Raw genomic sequence first — 17,005 nt, forward strand, 5'->3', positions numbered from 1 at the left:
TCTGTGCTGGGTTCTCTTGTCGTTCGTTGTCGCTCATGTCTCCTGCCCCCGTCGCTCGTGTGAGGTGCCCGCGGACACGGGCTCCTCCGGGGAGCCCGTGGTGGTGGTGGCGGACGCCCCGGCTTCCTCGTCTTCCATGATCTCTCCAGTCGCCGTGTTCACGGCGGGTGCGGCCGGAGCCGCCTGGGCGAGGGCCACGGCGACTGCCTCGGCGGTCTTGCGGCCTATGCCGGGGACCTCGCAGATCTGGTCGATGGTCGCGGATCGCAGCTTTTTCACCGAGCCGAAGTGCTTGACCAGCGCCTGCTTGCGGGTCTCGCCGAGGCCCGGCACCTCGTCCAGCGGGCTCGCCTTGAAACGCTTGGCCCGCTTGGTGCGCTGGTAGGTGATGGCGAAGCGGTGGGCCTCGTCACGGACCCGCTGGAGCAGGTACAGGCCCTCGCTGGTGCGGGGCAGGACCACCGGGTCTTCCTCGTGCGGCAGCCAGACCTCCTCCAGACGCTTGGCGAGGCCACAGACGGCGATGTCGTCGATGCCCAGTTCGTCGAGGGCCCTCTTGGCCGCCGCGACCTGCGGCTGGCCGCCGTCGACGACGACGAGCTGCGGGGGGTAGGCGAAGCGCTTGGGGCGGCCGTCCTCCTCGGTGAAGGCGTTCCCCGCGAAGGCGTTCCCCGTGGTGTCGCTCTCCGGAGTGGCGTTCTCCAGGGTGGCGGTCGCCGGAGTGGCGTTCCCCAGCGTGGCGTTTTCGGCGGAGGCCCCGTCGGTGGAGGCGTTCTCGCCGTCCGTCCACTCGCCCGTCCGCTCCTTCTCGGCGAGATAGCGCCTGAAGCGGCGGGTGATCACCTCGTGCATGGAGCGGACGTCGTCCTGGCCCTCGAAGCCCTTGATCTGGAAGCGCCGGTACTCGCTCTTGCGCTGCAGCCCGTCCTCGAAGACGACCATGGAGGCGACCACGTCGTCACCCTGGAGGTGCGAGATGTCGTAGCACTCGATCCGGAGCGGGGCACTGTCCAGGTCGAGGGCTCCGGCGATCTCCTCCAGCGCGCGCGAGCGGGTGGTCAGGTCGGAGGCGCGCTTGGTCTTGTGCAGGCCCAGCGCCTGGAGCGCGTTGCGCTGCACGGTCTCCATGAGCGCCTTCTTGTCGCCGCGCTGCGGGATGCGCAAGGACACGTTCGACCCGCGGCGCTCGGTCAGCCACTCCTGGACGGGCTCCACGGGGTCGGGCAGTGCCGGGACGAGCACCTCCTTGGGGACGGAGTCGCCCCTCTCCTCCCCGTAGAGCTGCTGCAGCGCGTGTTCGACCAGGTCACCGGTGGTGACGGCCTCCACCTTGTCGGTGACCCAGCCGCGCTGGCCGCGCACCCGGCCGCCGCGCACGTGGAAGATCTGCACGGCGGCTTCCAGCTCGTCCTCGGCGACGGCCATGAGGTCGGCGTCGGTCGCGTCGGCGAGCACGACCGCGTTCTTCTCCATGGCCTTCTTCAGGGCCTCGATGTCGTCACGCAGACGGGCCGCCCGCTCGTACTCCATCTCCTCGGCCGCGTCCGTCATCTGCTTCTCGAGGCGGCGGATGTACGTCCCCGTACGGCCGGCCATGAAGTCACAGAACTCCTCGGCCAGGTCACGGTGTTCCTCGGCGGAGACCCGCCCGACACAGGGGGCGGAGCACTTGCCGATGTAGCCCAGGAGGCAGGGGCGGCCGGTGCGGGCGGCGTTCTTGAAGACGCCCGCCGAGCAGGTGCGGACCGGGAAGACGCGCAGCAGCAGGTCGACGGTGTCCCGGATCGCCCACGCGTGCCCGTACGGACCGAAATAGCGCACGCCCTTGCGCTTGTGGCCGCGCATCACCTGCACCCGCGGGAACTCCTCGTTCATCGTCACCGCGAGATAGGGGTAGCTCTTGTCGTCGCGGTACTTGACGTTGAACCGGGGGTCGAACTCCTTGATCCAGGAGTACTCCAGCTGCAGCGCCTCGACCTCCGTGGACACCACCGTCCACTCCACGGACGCGGCCGTGGTGACCATGGTGCGGGTGCGGGGGTGGAGGCCCGCCAGGTCCTGGAAGTAGCTGGCCAGGCGCTGGCGCAGGCTTTTCGCCTTTCCGACGTAGATCACCCGGCGGTGCTCGTCGCGAAATTTGTACACCCCGGGAGAGTCCGGGATCTGTCCCGGCTTGGGGCGGTAGCTGGAGGGGTCGGCCATGTCACACACCCTACTGGCGAGGGCTGACACCGCGACGACCTCCCGGCCCGCCCGTGGACTCGGCCGCCGGGACCGCGATCGCAGATCGGCCAGAGGGCGGTACGGCAGGTTGAGTAGGTTGCGTATCAGGTGTTGTCGGGGCTTGGTCAACACGCTTCAATGCGTGGGAACTCGGGGTCGTGGACGGCGACAGGCGCGTGTGAACAAGCCCCGCGCGCCGGCCGGGCGCCCCCGACGACCTGCATCCAACGGTCTGACCAGCCGTTGTGAACATTCACAGAAAGGCCCCTGCATGCGGTACGGCACACAGCACGCGGACGTCGCCATCGCGGAACTGGAGACGGCCCTGGCGGGCGGCCCCTTCCATGTCGCGCTGCGCGCCGCGATCGCCGCACGCGGCCTGCCCCTGCAGCGCGTGCAGCACCATCTGTCGCGGTACGGGGTCAAAGTCGGGGTCACGAGCCTGAGTTACTGGCAGCAGGGCGCCCGGCGCCCGCAGCGCCCCGAGTCGCTGCGCGCCGTACGCGCTCTGGAGGAGATCCTCCAGCTCCCGGACGAATCGCTGATCCGGCTGCTGGCCAAGGCCGACGAGCGCTGCGCCCCCCAGCGCCCCACCGGCCGCTCGTACCGCTCCCTGGTGGAGGCCTCCGGCGTCCTGGAGCGGCTCCTGGCCGAGCTGGAGTCACCGCTCGACGGCGGGCTGCACACCCTCGGCCACCACGAACTCGTCCGGATAGGCACGCACCGCGAGCTGCTCGCGCGTGAGTCCCACCACATCGTGCGGGCCTACAAGGACGGCGTGGACCGCTATGTGGCCGTCCACCACGGCGACCCGGGCTGCGCCCCGGAGCGCACGGCGGTCCGAGCCCTGGAAAACTGCCGTACGGGACGGGTGCGCTGGCACCGCGACACCGGAGTGCTGGTCGCCGAGCTGCTCTTCGACACGCGGCTGCGTGCAGGAGATACGTTCCTGTTCCGCTACGGCTTCGAGGACGGCACGGCCGGTGCGTCCAGCGAGTACGTACGCGGGTTCGGCTTCGCGGGCGGGCAGTACGCCCTCCAGGTGCGGTTCGCCGAGGAGGTACTGCCCGTGCGCTGCCACCGGTTCACCCAGCACTCGGCGGCGGCGCCACGCAGCGGCCGCCAGGAGCTCCCCCTCAGCGGGCGCCATCGCTCGGTGCATCTCGTCGAGCCGCGGGTGCGGTCGGGCATCGTGGGCATCGGCTGGGACTGGGAGTGATCCCGGTCGGCCGGGAACGCGGCGTCACCGCGCTTGCGGTCAGGGACCCGCGACAATCCTGCCGCCCTTGGCCTCCACCGACAGCTCCTTCAGCGCCACGGTGGCCGGGGCCTGCAGCACCTTGCCCGTCGCCGCGTCGAACTCGCTGCCGTGGCACGGGCAGATGAGCGTCGTGCCCTGAAGCTTGTTGATGGCGCACCCGGCGTGCGTGCAGATCGTGCTGAACGCCTTCAGGGAGCCGTTCTCGGCGCGGCTGACCACGACGTTCTCTTCCCGGTACAGCTTGGCGCCGCCCTTGGCGATCTCGCTCTCCGCGCCCAGCTCGACCGGCGCGGTCGGCGTCGCCGGCGTCCCGCCACCGCTGCCGCCGGAGCAGGCACTGAGGGCGATCCCGGCGACCGGGGCGAGCGCGGCTCCTCGCAGGACGGTACGGCGGGCAGGCATGGCGTCTCCACAGGTCGGGGCCGGGTGCGTGTCGACGATACCGGTACGGATCATTCCGCCTGAAGGGGGTCCGCACAGGTGTGAGTGACAGGACGTAAACGTTTGCGCAAGCGTTTACGTCCACCGGCGAATGCGATACGTTCCCGCCGGAGCAGGCCGAGAGTTCGGGGAGGGCCCCAGAGGGGCGCCCGGGGAGAGGCGAGGCAGGGCGATGGCAACGATGGTCGACGTGGCGGCGCACGCGGGAGTGTCCGTGGCGACCGTCTCCCATGTGCTCAACGACACGCGCCCTGTGCTGCCCCACACCCGCCAGGCCGTCCTGGACGCCATCGACGCGCTCGGCTACACGCCCAACACCCTGGCCCGTTCGCTGGTCACCGCACGCACCCGGTCCATCGGCCTCGCGGTGTCGGCGATCAGCAACCCGTACTTCACGGAGATCCTCCAGGGCGTCGAGGCGGGCGCCCTGGAGCACGGATACGGGCTGCTCCTCGCCGATCCCCACGACGACCCCCAGCACGAGCGGAAGGTCGTCCAGCTGCTGCACGAGCGACGCGTCGACGGTCTGATCGTCGCGCCCTCCGCCGATCCGGACGCACTCCTGCGCTACCTAGGGCAGCACAACGTGCCGACCGTCTTCCTGGACCGCCTGGTCGAGGCCCCGGCCGGCCACCCCTTCCGCTTCGACCAGGTCTGCGCCGAGAACGCCGAGCCGATGGCACAGCTGGTCGGGCATCTCGCCGAACGGGGTCACCGGCGCATCGGACTCGTCGCGGGCCTGCCCGGGCTCAGCACCACCAACGAGCGGATCTCCGGCTACCGCCACGGCCTCGCGGGCGCCGGGCTCCCCTACGACGAACGGCTCGCGGCACACGGCGACTCCGAGGCGACGGCCGCCGAACGTGGCACCGACGCGCTGCTGTCCCTGGCGGCGCCCCCGACCGCGCTGGTCACCGGAAACAACGCGATGACCATCGGAGCCCTGCGCGCCCTGCGCGAACGCGGTCTGTCCGTGCCGGACGACCTGGCGCTGTGCTGCTTCGACGACTTCGCCTGGGCGGATCTGTTCGCGCCCCGGCTGACCGCGATCTCCCAGCCCAGCAAGGAGATCGGCGCGCAGGCCGTCCGGCTGCTCCTGGAACGGCTCGCCTCGCCGGACCACCCGGCCCGCACCGTGCGGCTCCCCTGCGCCTTCGTCCACCGCACCTCGTGCGGCTGCGCCGAGCCCCCCAGGACGTCGGGGGCCACCCACACCGACCTGAGTCAGAAGAGTCCCGCGAAAGGATCCCTGTCGTGATCGTCGTCGCCGGTGAGGCCCTGATCGACCTGGTACCGCAGGGCGCGGGAGCGCTCGTCGGCCTGCGGCCCGCACGCGGCGGCGGCCCCTACAACACGGCGGTGGCGCTGGGCCGCCTCGGCTCCCCCACCGCCTTCTGCTCCCGGGTCTCGTACGACGCCTTCGGTGAGGCGCTCCTCGACGGGCTGCACGAGGCGGGCGTCGATGTCTCCTCCGTGCAGCGCGGGACGGAGCCGACGACCCTCGCGGTCGCCTCCATCGACGCGGACGGCTCGGCGGCTTACTCCTTCTACGTCGAGGGCACGGCCGACCGCCTGTTCGCCGTACCGGACCGCCTCCCGGACGCCACCCGGGCGGTGTCCTTCGGGACCTGCTCGCTGGTCCTGGAGCCGGGCGCGAGCGCCTACGAGGAGCTGATGCGGGCCGCCGCCGCGCGCGGTGTGTTCACCACGCTCGACCCGAACATCCGGGCCGTGCTCATCCCCGACGCGGACGCCTATCGGGCCCGCTTCAAGAGCTGGCTGCCGTCGGTGTCGCTCCTCAAGCTCTCCGAGGAGGACGCGCTGTGGCTGGGCGGCACCCCGCGCGAGTGGCTGGCGTCCGGTCCCGCGGCCGTCGTGATCACCCAGGGCGGCGACGGCCTGACGGTGTTCACCCAGGACGGCTCCGTCCACTCCGTGCCCGGTGAGCCGGTCGAGGTCGTGGACACCATCGGCGCCGGAGACACGGTGAACGCGGCCCTGCTGCACGGCCTGGCCACGCGGGACGCGCTGTCCCCGGCGGCGCTGGCCGAGCTGGGCCCCGACGGCTGGAGCGAGCTGCTGCGGTTCGCGGCCCGCGCGGCGGCGATCACCTGCTCACGAGCGGGCGCGGAGCCGCCGTTCGCCGCGGAACTCGACGCCCCCTGAGGCAGCTGGATCCTCTGCGACCGATGTGGTCCAAGGGCGGCTGACCGTGCAACGGGCGGTGCCCCACGGGGAGTTCCCATGGGGCACCGCATTCTCGTGATGTATCGGGCCTGGCCCGTCCGGCCGGATCAGGCCTTGCGTGCCCGCGTGGTCTTCTTCGCGGGGGCGGCCTTCTTCGTGGCCGTCGTCCTGGTGGCCGCGGCGGCCTTCGTCGTGGCCGTGTTGTTCACGGCCTTCGTGGTCGTCTTCCTGGCCGTCGCCTTGGCCGCGACCGCCTTCTTGGCCGCCGCCTTGCGGGGGGCCGGTACGGGGGCGGCGTCGCTGATCCGGTCCGCGCCCAGGACGTCGCGCAGGAACTTGCCGGTGTGGCTGGCCGGAACCCCGGCGACCTGCTCGGGCGTGCCCTCGGCGACCACGAGACCACCGCCGTTGCCGCCCTCCGGGCCCATGTCGACGACCCAGTCAGCGGTCTTGATGACGTCGAGGTTGTGCTCGATGACGATGACCGTGTTGCCCTTGTCGACCAGCCCGGAGAGCACCGTGATCAGCTTGCTGATGTCCTCGAAGTGCAGACCCGTGGTCGGCTCGTCCAGCACGTACACCGTGCGGCCCGTGGAACGCTTCTGGAGCTCGCTGGCGAGCTTGACGCGCTGGGCCTCGCCGCCGGACAGCGTCGGCGCGGACTGACCGAGCCGGACGTAGCCGAGACCGACGTCGTTGAGCGTGCGCAGGTGGCGGGCGATCGCGGGGACGGCCTCGAAGAAGCCGAGGGCCTCCTCGATCGGCATGTCGAGGATCTCGGAGATGGACTTGCCCTTGTAGTGGACCTCCAGGGTCTCCCGGTTGTAGCGCGCCCCGTGGCAGACCTCGCAGGGGACGTACACGTCCGGCAGGAAGTTCATCTCGATCTTGATGGTGCCGTCGCCCGAGCAGTTCTCGCAGCGGCCGCCCTTGACGTTGAAGGAGAAGCGGCCGGGCATGTAGCCCCGCACCTTCGCCTCGGTCGTCTCGGCGAACAGCTTGCGGACGTGGTCGAAGACTCCGGTGTACGTCGCCGGGTTCGACCGCGGGGTGCGGCCGATGGGCGACTGGTCGACGTGCACGACCTTGTCGACGAGGTCGTCGCCGTCCACGCGCGTGTGCCGCCCGGGAACGTTCCGGGCGCCGTTGAGCTCGCGCGCCAGGTGCGTGTACAGGATGTCGTTGACCAGCGTCGACTTGCCGGAACCCGAGACACCCGTGACCGCCGTGAGCACGCCCAGCGGGAAGGACACGTCGATGTCCTGGAGGTTGTTCTCACGGGCGCCGTGCACGGTGAGTCTGCGGCCCGGGTCGGCGGGGCGGCGGATGTCCGGAAGCGCGATCTCCCTCTTGCCCGACAGGTACTGGCCGGTCATCGACTCGGGGTTGGCGAGCAGCTCCTTCAAGGGGCCGCTGTGCACGACCTTGCCGCCGTGCTCACCCGCGCCGGGGCCGATGTCGACGACCCAGTCGGCGACCTTGATGGTGTCCTCGTCGTGCTCGACGACGATGAGCGTGTTGCCCATGTCGCGCAGCCGGACCAGGGTCTCGATCAGCCGGTGGTTGTCGCGCTGGTGCAGACCGATGGACGGCTCGTCGAGGACGTACAGGACACCGACGAGGCCGGAGCCGATCTGGGTGGCCAGGCGGATGCGCTGGGCCTCGCCGCCGGAGAGCGTGCCGGCCGCGCGGTTGAGCGACAGGTAGTCGAGGCCGACGTCGACCAGGAAGCGCAGCCGTTCGTTGACCTCCTTCAGGACGCGCTCGGCGATCTTCTTGTCGCGTGCGTCGAGCTTCAGCTCGCCCAGGAAGTCCGCGCAGTCGCTGATCGACATCGCGGAGACCTCCGCGATCGACTTCTCCATGACGGTGACGGCGAGGATGAGCGGCTTGAGGCGGGTGCCCTCACAGGTGGGGCAGGGCACCTCGCGCATATAGCCCTCGAAGCGCTCGCGGCTGGCGTCGCTCTCGGACTCGCTGTGCCGCCGCTTGATGAAGGGGACGGCCCCTTCGAAGGGCGTGGTGTAGACACGCTCGCGCCCGTAGCGGTTGCGGTAGCGCACCTCGATCTGCGTCTTGTGGCCGTAGAGCAGGGCCTTCTTGGCGCGCTGCGGGAGACCGGCGAAGGGGATGTCGGTCCGGAATCCCAACGCGTCGGCGAGGGCTCCGACGAGCCGCCCGAAGTAGTCCTTGGTGTGCCCGTGCGACCAGGGGTGGATGGCTCCCTCGTCGAGGGACTTGTCCTCGTCCGGGACGATCAGCTCGGGGTCGACCTCCATGCGCGTACCGATACCGGTGCACTCGGGGCAGGCGCCGAAGGGCGAGTTGAAGGAGAAGGAGCGGGGCTCCAGCTCCTCGAACGACAGGTCGTCGTACGGGCAGTACAGGTGCTCCGAGTACATGCGCTCGCGCTCGGGGTCGTCCTCTGGGAGGTCGACGAAGTCGAGCACGACCATGCCGCCGGAGAGCCCGAGGGCGGTCTCCACGGAGTCGGTGAGGCGGCGCTTGGCGGAGTCCTTCACCGTGAGGCGGTCGACGACCACCTCGATGGTGTGCTTCTCCTGCTTCTTCAGCGTGGGCGGCTCGGTGAGCTGGATCGTCTGACCGTCGACCCTGGCCCGGCTGTACCCCTTGGTCTGGAGATCGGCGAAGAGGTCGACGAACTCGCCCTTGCGCTCGCGCACCAGCGGGGACAGCACCTGGAAGCGGCTCCCCTCGGGCAGCTCCAGAACCCTGTCGACGATGGCCTGCGGCGACTGGCGCGTGATGGGGCGGCCGCACTCGGGACAGTGCGGCTTGCCGATGCGCGCGAAGAGCAGGCGCAGGTAGTCGTAGACCTCGGTGATGGTGCCGACCGTCGAGCGCGGGTTGCGCGAGGTCGACTTCTGGTCGATGGAGACCGCCGGGGAGAGGCCTTCGATGAAGTCGACGTCCGGCTTGTCCATCTGGCCGAGGAACTGCCGGGCGTACGAGGACAGTGACTCCACGTAACGCCGCTGCCCCTCGGCGAAGATCGTGTCGAAGGCCAGCGAGGACTTGCCCGACCCCGACAGGCCCGTGAAGACGATGAGCGAGTCGCGCGGGAGGTCGAGCGAGACATTCTTCAGATTGTGCTCGCGCGCTCCACGGACGATGAGACGGTCGGCCACGCCGGTCCGCACCTTTCTTGAGAGAAGTGACAGGGGCCGAGGCCCCCGTCTTTCCCAGACTAGGGGGAGCCACTGACAGCGCCGGTTGCTTTCCCTGGTTCACAACAATCCCGGGCCATCCAGCATGCCCGACGCCGCACTCGAGGGTATAGCACGTGCATTCGATTTGCGGGCGTGCCCGACCACCTTCACCCGAACGTGTGGCGGGGCTAGGGTCGGCCGCATGATGGATCATGTGCGCGACCTGGCGTCTGTACGCGACGCGACCGAACGACTGCTCAACGCAGCCGCCGAACTGGACAACGCTTCCGTGGCCGAGCCGTCACGGCTGCCCGGCTGGAGCCGCGGCCATGTGCTCGCCCACCTCGCCCGTAACGCGGACGCACTCGTGAACGTCCTCGACGGGCGCCCCATGTACGTCTCCGGGGAAGCCCGGGACGCCGACATCGAGCGGGACGCGCCGCGCCCGCTGGACGTACAGCTCGCGGACCTGCGGGAGAGCGCGGCCCGGTTCCAGGACGTGGGGGCCGTGCCCGCGGACTGGTCGCGCACGGTGGAGCTGCGCAACGGGGTCACGGACTCCGCGGCCCGGGTGCCGTTGCGGCGCTGGGCCGAGGTCGAGCTGCATCACGTGGATCTGGGGATCGGGTACGAGCTCGAAGATCTCCCGGAGGAGTTCGTGGAACGGGAGATCGAGTTCCTCGCCGATCGCTTCACGGGGCACCCCGAGGTGCCGTCCACACGGATCACCGACGCCGCGCGCGCATGGAGCACGGGACGCGACGCCGAGGGCGGACCCGAGGTCAAGGTGACCGGTCCCGCTCCGGCGCTGCTCGGCTGGCTCTGCGGACGGCGCGACGGTTCGGGGCTGAGCGCCGATGGCGGACCCCTCCCCGCGCTCCCCCCGCTATAGGCTGCCGTCATGACGTACAGCGGAGCGGTGAAGGTCGGCGGACCAGCCGATGTGCACGAGCTGCAGAACCTGATGATCTCCAAGGTCGCGGTCGGCCCGATGGACAACAACGCCTATCTGCTGCGCTGCCGGGCCACCGACGAGCAGCTGCTGATCGACGCGGCCAACGATGCCGGCACCCTGCTCACGCTGATCGGCGACGACGGCATCGCGTCCGTCGTCACCACACATCAGCACGGCGACCACTGGCAGGCGCTCGCGGAGGTCGTGGTGGCCACCGGCGCCCGTACCTACGCGGGCCGGGACGACGCCGAGGGCATCCCCGTGCCGACCGACGTCCTCGTGGGCGACGGCGACACGATCCGGGTGGGGCGCGTGGAACTCACCGCACGCCACCTCGTGGGGCACACGCCGGGCTCGATCGCCCTCGTCTACGACGACCCGCACGGGCACCCGCACGTGTTCACCGGGGACTGTCTCTTCCCCGGCGGTGTGGGCAACACCCGCAAGGACCCGAAGGCGTTCGCCAGTCTCATCCACGACGTCGAGACGAAGATCTTCGACGCACTGCCGGACGAGACCTGGGTCTACCCGGGGCACGGCAACGACACGACGCTGGGCGCCGAGCGGCCGCACCTTCCGGAGTGGCACGCGCGCGGCTGGTGACTCCGGCCAGGTGACGAACCCCGGCCGGGGGGCGTGAAGTCCGCGAACACGCGCCCCGTGTGAATGGAGCGCACGCGCCGGTGCCCTGCGCGCGCTCCCGGCGCGTGCAGTGGTGCAGTCCACTGGAAGCAGCCCCGCTCAGGTCGACGGCTCCTGACGCGAAACGGGCCGCCGGCCTATCGATCCCCGCCCTCGGCCGGCGGCCCCGGCAAAGCCGTCCGCAGGCCGATCCGCGGCTCTTCTCATCGATCGTTCACGGGACCGCAACACACGTTCCCACTATGCGGACATTTACCGTTGTGACCTCGACAAACGGCATGCCGCGCTGTCACTCTCCCGCCATGCATCTCGCCCAACGCACCCTGCGCCGCGCCGCGTCCGCCGCCACCGTCGCCCTGCTCGCCGTCGCCGTGGGCTGTGCCCCGCAGCCGGAGGACAAAGCCTCCGCCAAGGCCTCCGGGACAACCGGGGAAGCCTGCGCGAAGGGCGCGTTGGGCACCCGGACGTCCGGCAAGCTGACCATCGCGACCGACGAGCCCGCCTACGAGCCGTGGTTCAAGGACGACAAGCCCGCGAACGGCAAGGGCTTCGAGTCCGCGGTCGCGTACGCCGTGGCCAAGCAGCTCGGCTACGACAAGAGCGCCGTCGTCTGGCAGACCGTCCCCTTCAACAAGGCCTTCGCGCCCGGCGTGAAGACCTTCGACTTCGACATCAACCAGGTGTCGATCAGCGCCGAGCGCAAGAAGGCGGTGGACTTCTCGTCCGGCTACTACGACGTCCGCCAGGCCGTCATCGCGCTCAAGGGCTCCAAGGCCGCGCAGGCGAAGAGCATCGCGGACCTCAAGGGCGTCAAGCTGGGCGCCCAGGTCGGCACCACCAGCCTGAACTACATCGACGACGTGGTGAAGCCGACCCGCCAGCCGGCCGCGTACGCGAAGAACGACCAGGCCAAGTCCGCGCTGAAGAACGGCCAGGTCGACGCCATCGTGGTCGACCTGCCGACCGCTTTCTACATCACGGCGGCCGAGGTGACCGACGCCAAGATCGTCGGGCAGTTCGAGAACACCGGCGGCACGCCCGAACAGTTCGGACTCGTCCTCGACAAGGGCAGCGCCCTGACCTCGTGCGTGACGAAGGCCGTGGACGCCCTGCGCCAGGACGGCACGCTCGCCTCGATCGAGAAGCAGTGGCTGTCCGAGGCCGTCGACGCCCCGGTGCTCAAGTGACCCTCACCAAGGAGGAGTCGGGAGAGGACTCCGGCGAGGGCGACATGCCCGAGGCGTACGTCCCGTCGCAGCGGCGGATCGATCGGGAGCGCCACAAGCGCGCCCGCGCCCGCCGCGCGACGGCGATCGCCGCGCTCTCCACCCTGGTCACCGGCATCGTGCTGTACCTCGTCGTCGTCAACGCGCCCGGCTGGTCGCGCACCAAGGAGACGTTCTTCAACGGGCAGTACGCGCGCGAGGCGTTCCCCAAGGTCCTGGAAGGGCTGTGGCTGAACGTACGGCTGCTCCTGATATGTGGCGTCGCGGTCCTCGTCCTGGGCATGCTGATCGCCATCGCCCGCACCCTGCGCGGCCCGGTGTTCTTCCCCGTACGGGCGCTGGCCGCCGCGTACACGGACTTCTTCCGCGGCCTCCCGCTCATCATCAACCTGATGATCGTGGTCCTGGGCGTCCCCGCGCTGCGGCTGCAGGGCGTCACCGTGGACCCGGTCCTTCTGGGCGGTACGGCGCTGACGCTGACGTACTCGGCGTACGTCGCCGAGGTGTTCCGCGCCGGCATCGAGTCCATCCACCCCTCGCAGCGCGCCGCGGCCCGCTCGCTCGGGCTCACCAACCGGCAGGCCCTGCGCTACGTCGTCCTCCCTCAGGCGGTACGCCGCCAGGTGCCACCGCTCCTCAACGACCTGGTGTCCCTCCAGAAGGACACCGGGCTCGTGTCGATCGGCGGCGCGGTCGACGCGGTGCGGGCCGCCGACATCATCGTGGGCCGCAGCCTCAACTACACGCCGTACATCGTCGCGGGACTGGTCTTCGTCGCGCTGACCATTCCGATGACCCGCTTCACGGACTGGATCACGGCCCGGATGGACCGTCAGCGGGCCCAGGGAGGGACCATATGACCGGCACACCGGTGCTGCGGATGGAATCCGTCCGCAAGACCTTCGGCGACTCCGTCGTACTGCGGGACGTCGACCTGGAGGTCGCCCCGCACACAGTGACCGCGCTGATCGGCGCCTCCGGCTCCGGCAAGTCGACCCTGCTGCGCTGTGCGAACCTCCTGGAGGAGATCGACGACGGCGCGATCTGGCTGGACGACGAGGAGATCACCGACCCGAGGGCCGACCACGACGCCGTGCGCCGTCGGATCGGCGTGGTCTTCCAGGCGTACAACCTCTTCCCGCACATGACCGTGCTGGAGAACATCACGCTCGCCCCGCGCCGCGTGCACGGCGTGGGCCGCGCGGAGGCCGAGGCACACGCGCGTGAGCTGCTCGACCGGCTCGGCCTGGGCGCGAAGGCGGGCGAGTATCCCGACCGGCTGAGCGGCGGGCAGCAGCAACGGGCCGCGATCGTCCGCGCATTGGCCGTACGTCCCCGGCTGCTGCTCCTCGACGAGATCACCGCCGCCCTCGACCCAGAACTCGTGGGTGAGGTCCTGTCCGTCGTCCGGGACCTGAAGGACGAGGGCATGACCATGGTGCTGGCCACGCACGAGATGGGCTTCGCCCGCGAGGTCGCCGACCAGGTGTGCTTCCTGGACGGCGGTGTGGTACTCGAACGCGGCACGGCCGAGGAGCTCTTCGGGAGCCCGCGACAGGAGCGCACCCAGCGGTTCCTGCGCCGGATCGTGGAGGCGGGGCGGCTCTGAGTCAGGCTTGCGCCTGTCCCGTCCCCGCCAGCGCCGCCACCCGCTCCACCGCGAACGCGTACCCCTGCACCCCGCACCCCGCGATGACCCCGTCGGCCCGCTGCGAGACGTACGAGTGGTGCCGGAACGCCTCGCGCTGGTGGATGTTGGAGATGTGGACCTCCACCACCGGAAGGCCGTCACAGGCGTTGAGCGCGTCCAGGATCGCGACGGAGGTGTGCGAGTACGCGGCCGGGTTGATCACGATCCCGGCGTGGTTCAGGCGCGCCTCGTGGATCCAGTCCACCAGCTCGCCCTCGTGGTTGGACTGGCGGAAGTCCACGGTGCCGCCGTGCGCGGCGGCCGCCTTGGCACACAGGGCCTCCACGTCCGCGAGCGTGTCCGAGCCGTAGATCTCCGGCTGACGCTGCCCGAGGAGGTTCAGATTGGGCCCGTTGAGGATCATGATCGGGGCGTTGGCGAGGGTGCGGGGCACGGTTCCTCCGGTCCTTCCAGATCTGCCGGCCCGTTGAGGACCGCTGCTCGGACCCGGTCTATCACGCTACGGCGCGCCGGTGACGGGCCGTCCATTCCGTGATGGGACCCGCTCCGAGGAGTACGAGGCCGGTCTGCTCCGGCGCATCGTGATCAGCCTCCGACGCGCACCATGCTCCCGCACGCCCCCGTAACCGTTGGTCACCGTGGGTAGTTGACGCGGCATGCACGACGTACGCACCGTAAGGGCGCCCTCCATGCTCCGGCTCGCGGCCGCCTCGCTCGCCGGAACGGCCATCGAGTTCTACGACTTCTTCGTCTACGGGACCGCTGCCGCCCTGGTCCTGGGGCCGTTGTTCTTCCCGACCTTCTCACCGCTGGCGGGAACGCTGGCGGCCTTCGCGACGTTCGGCGTCGGCTTCGTCGCCCGTCCGCTCGGCTCGGTGCTGTTCGGGCACATCGGGGACCGGCGCGGACGGCGGCCGGTGCTCGTCACCTCGCTGTTGCTGACCGGCGCCGCGACCGTCGCGGTCGGATGCGTTCCGACGTACGACTCGATCGGTACGGCCGCTCCCGTGCTCCTTCTTGTACTGCGTTTTCTGCAGGGGCTCGGGCTCGGCGGGGAGTGGGGCGGTGCGGTGCTGCTGACCGCGGAGCACGCGCCCGCCGAGCGGCGCGCGCTGTGGTCGAGCTTCCCGCAGATCGGCCCCTCCCTGGGGTTCGTGCTGGCCAACGGCGTGATGCTGACGCTGTCGGTGACGCTGTCCGACGCGCAGTTCGCGGCATGGGGGTGGCGGGTGCCGTTCTGGGCGGCGGGCCTGCTCGCTGCTGCGGGGCTGTGGCTGCGCAGTTCGCTCGTGGAGAGCCCCAGCTTCCTCGAAATGGAGGACCACGCGCGTGTGCCGCTCGCCGAGGTGGTGCGCGACCACTGGCGGCTCGTCCTGCTGACGGCCGGTGGACTCGCGGTCGGCTACGCCGTGTTCTACGCGGTGACGACCTGGGCGCTCGCCTACGGCGTCGAGCGGCTCGGAGTGAGCCGTACCGTCATGCTGTCCTGCATCATGGCGGCCGTGGTGGTGCAGGGCTCGCTGACGCCCGTGGTGGCCCTTCTCGGCGACCGCTACGGACGGCGGCCGCTGTGTCTGGCGGGGTGTACGGCCTCGGCACTGTGGATGTTCCCGATGATCGCGCTGCTGTCGACCGGCGAACCCCTGTTGATGTTCCTGGGCTTCCTGGTGGCGCTGCTCGCGTTCATCACGACGTTCGCCGTGATCTCCGCGTATCTGCCGGAGTTGTACGAGCCTCGGGTGCGCTGCACGGGGGCGGCGGTGGGCTACAACCTGGGCGGGGTCCTGGGCGGCGCGCTCACGCCCATCGTGGCGACAGCGGTGGCCGAGGGGGAGCGGGTGCCCTGGGGTGTGGCGGCGTATCTGACGGGGATCGCCCTGTTCAGCCTCGGGTGTTTCGCACTGCTGCCGGAGACCCGGCCGGTGCCCAGGATGGCCGTCGCACCGGCCACGGAGTGAGCGTCGGCTCCACCGGCTGAGCGGCGGTTCCACCGTGCGAGCGGCGGCTCCACCGCGCGAGCCGCTAGGGAGTCACCGCCAGCTCCAGGTACGCCGCGAACACCACCAGATGCACGCCTCCCTGGAGGGGGGTCGCGCGTCCGGGGACGACCGTCAGGGAACTCACGACCACCGTGAGCGCGAGCAGCACCATATGGGTGGAGCCGAGGCCGAGTACGAGCGGTCCGGAGAGCCAGACGGATGCCAGGGCGACCGCGGGAATCGTCAGGCCGATGCTGGCCATCGCGGAGCCGAGGGCGAGGTTCAGGCTCGTCTGCACCCGGTCGCGGCGGGCCGACCGGACCGCGGCGATGGTCTCCGGCAGCAGCACGAGCAGCGCGATGATCACACCGACCACGGACTGCGGCATACCGGCCGCCTCGACGCCGGACTCGATAGTGGGCGACACACCCTTGGCGAGGCCGACCACTCCGACGAGGGCCAGGGCGAGCAGGCCCAGGCTGATCCCGGCGGCACGGGCGGACGGGGCGTTCGCGTGTTCGTCCACGTCGATCACCTCGCCCAGACGGGTGATCGGGAGGAAGTAGTCGCGGTGCCGCACGGTCTGGGTCGTCACGAACAGGCCGTACAGAACGAGTGAGGCGAGCGCGGCGAAGGTGAGCTGGACCGTGGAGAACTCCGGGCCCGGCTTGCTGGTGGTGAAGGTCGGGAAGACCAGACTGAGCGTGGCCAGCGTCGCGACGGTCGCCAGGGCGGCGCCGGTGCCCTCCGCGTTGAAGACGGCGAGCCCGTGACGCAGGGAGGCGACGAGCAGGCACAGTCCCACGATGCCGTTGCACGTGATCATCACGGCCGCGAACACCGTGTCACGGGCGAGCGTCGAGCTCTTTGCGCCGCCGTCCGCCATCAAGGTGACGATGAGCGCCACTTCGATGATCGTGACCGCGACGGCAAGGACGAGGGAACCGAAGGGTTCGCCGACCCGGTGCGCGACCACCTCGGCGTGGTGGACCGCGGCCAGCACCGCGCCGGCCAGGACCAGGGTCACCAGTGCGACGATCGCGCCGGGCAGGTCGCGCCCCCAGGTGAAGACCAGCAGGACCACCGCGACCACGGGCACGACGGCCGTCCACTGTGTCAGGAGTGACCGGAGCCGAACGATCATGCAGCGATCGTCGCAGGCGCGGGCGGGCCCCGCATTCCGATGGTCGCCCGAGCGAACATGTGGCGGGGGGGGGGGGCCCCCGCCCCCCCCCCCCCCCCCGCGGCGGGGGTGGCCCCACCCCCCGAA

At 70.4% G+C, this 17,005-nt stretch carries 14 protein-coding genes; 9 read left to right on the forward strand and 5 right to left on the reverse strand.

Features of this window, described 5'->3' with window-relative positions:
- Window positions 1–33: 33 nt before the first annotated feature.
- On the reverse strand, window positions 34–2,202 hold the full coding sequence (gene uvrC / locus ACFVWD_RS32445) for an excinuclease ABC subunit UvrC (protein ID WP_389601274.1): 2,169 nt from the start codon (window positions 2,200–2,202) through the stop codon (window positions 34–36).
- A gap of 292 nt (window positions 2,203–2,494) precedes the next feature.
- On the opposite strand from uvrC, the gene ACFVWD_RS32450 reads away from it, so the two are divergent.
- Window positions 2,495–3,442 (forward strand): hypothetical protein, encoded by a 948-nt coding sequence (locus tag ACFVWD_RS32450; protein ID WP_389601276.1) that lies wholly within the window; start codon window positions 2,495–2,497, stop codon window positions 3,440–3,442.
- Between the two features lie 39 nt (window positions 3,443–3,481).
- Here the strand turns inward: ACFVWD_RS32450 and ACFVWD_RS32455 are convergent, their stop codons facing one another.
- Entirely contained in the window at window positions 3,482–3,886 is a 405-nt protein-coding gene (locus ACFVWD_RS32455) for a Rieske (2Fe-2S) protein (RefSeq protein ID WP_168508072.1), read from the reverse strand.
- A 211-nt stretch (window positions 3,887–4,097) separates the two neighbouring features.
- On the opposite strand from ACFVWD_RS32455, the gene ACFVWD_RS32460 reads away from it, so the two are divergent.
- Window positions 4,098–5,183 carry a LacI family DNA-binding transcriptional regulator gene (locus ACFVWD_RS32460; RefSeq protein ID WP_389601278.1) on the forward strand — a complete coding sequence of 362 codons (1,086 nt, stop codon included), beginning with the start codon at window positions 4,098–4,100 and terminating at the stop codon, window positions 5,181–5,183.
- Entirely contained in the window at window positions 5,180–6,091 is a 912-nt protein-coding gene (locus tag ACFVWD_RS32465; RefSeq protein WP_389601279.1) for a carbohydrate kinase, read from the forward strand. Before ACFVWD_RS32460 ends, ACFVWD_RS32465 begins: the two co-directional genes overlap by 4 nt.
- 128 nt (window positions 6,092–6,219) lie before the next feature.
- Here ACFVWD_RS32465 and uvrA read toward each other — a convergent pair whose 3' ends face one another.
- A complete protein-coding gene (uvrA, locus tag ACFVWD_RS32470; protein ID WP_389601281.1) occupies window positions 6,220–9,261 on the reverse strand; it encodes an excinuclease ABC subunit UvrA in 3,042 nt (1,013 codons plus the stop codon).
- Window positions 9,262–9,484: 223 nt separating this feature from the next.
- Between uvrA and ACFVWD_RS32475 the strand changes: the two genes are divergently transcribed.
- From ACFVWD_RS32475 to ACFVWD_RS32495, 5 genes are all read left to right on the forward strand, one after another.
- Window positions 9,485–10,174 (forward strand): maleylpyruvate isomerase family mycothiol-dependent enzyme, encoded by a 690-nt coding sequence (locus ACFVWD_RS32475; RefSeq protein WP_389601282.1) that lies wholly within the window; start codon window positions 9,485–9,487, stop codon window positions 10,172–10,174.
- A 9-nt stretch (window positions 10,175–10,183) separates the two neighbouring features.
- Window positions 10,184–10,840, forward strand: coding sequence for an MBL fold metallo-hydrolase (locus ACFVWD_RS32480; RefSeq protein WP_075026258.1), 657 nt, complete (start codon window positions 10,184–10,186; stop codon window positions 10,838–10,840).
- Between the two features lie 341 nt (window positions 10,841–11,181).
- The gene (locus ACFVWD_RS32485; RefSeq protein ID WP_389601284.1) at window positions 11,182–12,066 is read left to right on the forward strand and encodes an ABC transporter substrate-binding protein; all 885 of its coding nucleotides are present in this window, start codon (window positions 11,182–11,184) and stop codon (window positions 12,064–12,066) included.
- A complete protein-coding gene (locus ACFVWD_RS32490) occupies window positions 12,063–12,965 on the forward strand; it encodes an amino acid ABC transporter permease (protein WP_389601286.1) in 903 nt (300 codons plus the stop codon). Before ACFVWD_RS32485 ends, ACFVWD_RS32490 begins: the two co-directional genes overlap by 4 nt.
- The gene (locus ACFVWD_RS32495) at window positions 12,962–13,714 is read left to right on the forward strand and encodes an amino acid ABC transporter ATP-binding protein (protein WP_067364105.1); all 753 of its coding nucleotides are present in this window, start codon (window positions 12,962–12,964) and stop codon (window positions 13,712–13,714) included. The genes ACFVWD_RS32490 and ACFVWD_RS32495 overlap by 4 nt, the downstream gene beginning before the upstream one ends.
- A gap of 1 nt (window position 13,715) precedes the next feature.
- Here the strand turns inward: ACFVWD_RS32495 and aroQ are convergent, their stop codons facing one another.
- On the reverse strand, window positions 13,716–14,189 hold the full coding sequence (aroQ, locus tag ACFVWD_RS32500) for a type II 3-dehydroquinate dehydratase (protein WP_168490478.1): 474 nt from the start codon (window positions 14,187–14,189) through the stop codon (window positions 13,716–13,718).
- 223 nt (window positions 14,190–14,412) lie between these two features.
- On the opposite strand from aroQ, the gene ACFVWD_RS32505 reads away from it, so the two are divergent.
- Window positions 14,413–15,714 (forward strand): MFS transporter, encoded by a 1,302-nt coding sequence (locus ACFVWD_RS32505; RefSeq protein ID WP_389601288.1) that lies wholly within the window; start codon window positions 14,413–14,415, stop codon window positions 15,712–15,714.
- 64 nt (window positions 15,715–15,778) lie between these two features.
- Here ACFVWD_RS32505 and ACFVWD_RS32510 read toward each other — a convergent pair whose 3' ends face one another.
- Window positions 15,779–16,879, reverse strand: a complete 1,101-nt coding sequence (locus ACFVWD_RS32510; RefSeq protein ID WP_389601290.1) for a calcium:proton antiporter — start codon at window positions 16,877–16,879, stop codon at window positions 15,779–15,781.
- Window positions 16,880–17,005 lie beyond the last annotated feature (126 nt).

This window comes from Streptomyces sp. NPDC058086, from assembly GCF_042885015.1.
Classification (GTDB): Bacteria; Actinomycetota; Actinomycetes; order Streptomycetales; family Streptomycetaceae; genus Streptomyces.

Excerpts from the sequence above, each read along its gene's own strand:
- ACFVWD_RS32510 (WP_389601290.1), bottom strand. The coding sequence starts at position 16,879 with ATGATCGTTCGGCTCCGGTCACTCCTGACACAGTGGACGGCCGTCGTG.
- ACFVWD_RS32455 (WP_168508072.1), bottom strand. The coding sequence starts at position 3,886 with ATGCCTGCCCGCCGTACCGTCCTGCGAGGAGCCGCGCTCGCCCCGGTC.
- ACFVWD_RS32505 (WP_389601288.1), top strand. The coding sequence starts at position 14,413 with ATGCACGACGTACGCACCGTAAGGGCGCCCTCCATGCTCCGGCTCGCG.
- ACFVWD_RS32485 (WP_389601284.1), top strand. The coding sequence starts at position 11,182 with ATGCATCTCGCCCAACGCACCCTGCGCCGCGCCGCGTCCGCCGCCACC.
- uvrC (WP_389601274.1), bottom strand. The coding sequence starts at position 2,202 with ATGGCCGACCCCTCCAGCTACCGCCCCAAGCCGGGACAGATCCCGGAC.
- ACFVWD_RS32450 (WP_389601276.1), top strand. The coding sequence starts at position 2,495 with ATGCGGTACGGCACACAGCACGCGGACGTCGCCATCGCGGAACTGGAG.
- ACFVWD_RS32480 (WP_075026258.1), top strand. The coding sequence starts at position 10,184 with ATGACGTACAGCGGAGCGGTGAAGGTCGGCGGACCAGCCGATGTGCAC.
- ACFVWD_RS32495 (WP_067364105.1), top strand. The coding sequence starts at position 12,962 with ATGACCGGCACACCGGTGCTGCGGATGGAATCCGTCCGCAAGACCTTC.
- ACFVWD_RS32475 (WP_389601282.1), top strand. The coding sequence starts at position 9,485 with ATGATGGATCATGTGCGCGACCTGGCGTCTGTACGCGACGCGACCGAA.
- ACFVWD_RS32460 (WP_389601278.1), top strand. The coding sequence starts at position 4,098 with ATGGCAACGATGGTCGACGTGGCGGCGCACGCGGGAGTGTCCGTGGCG.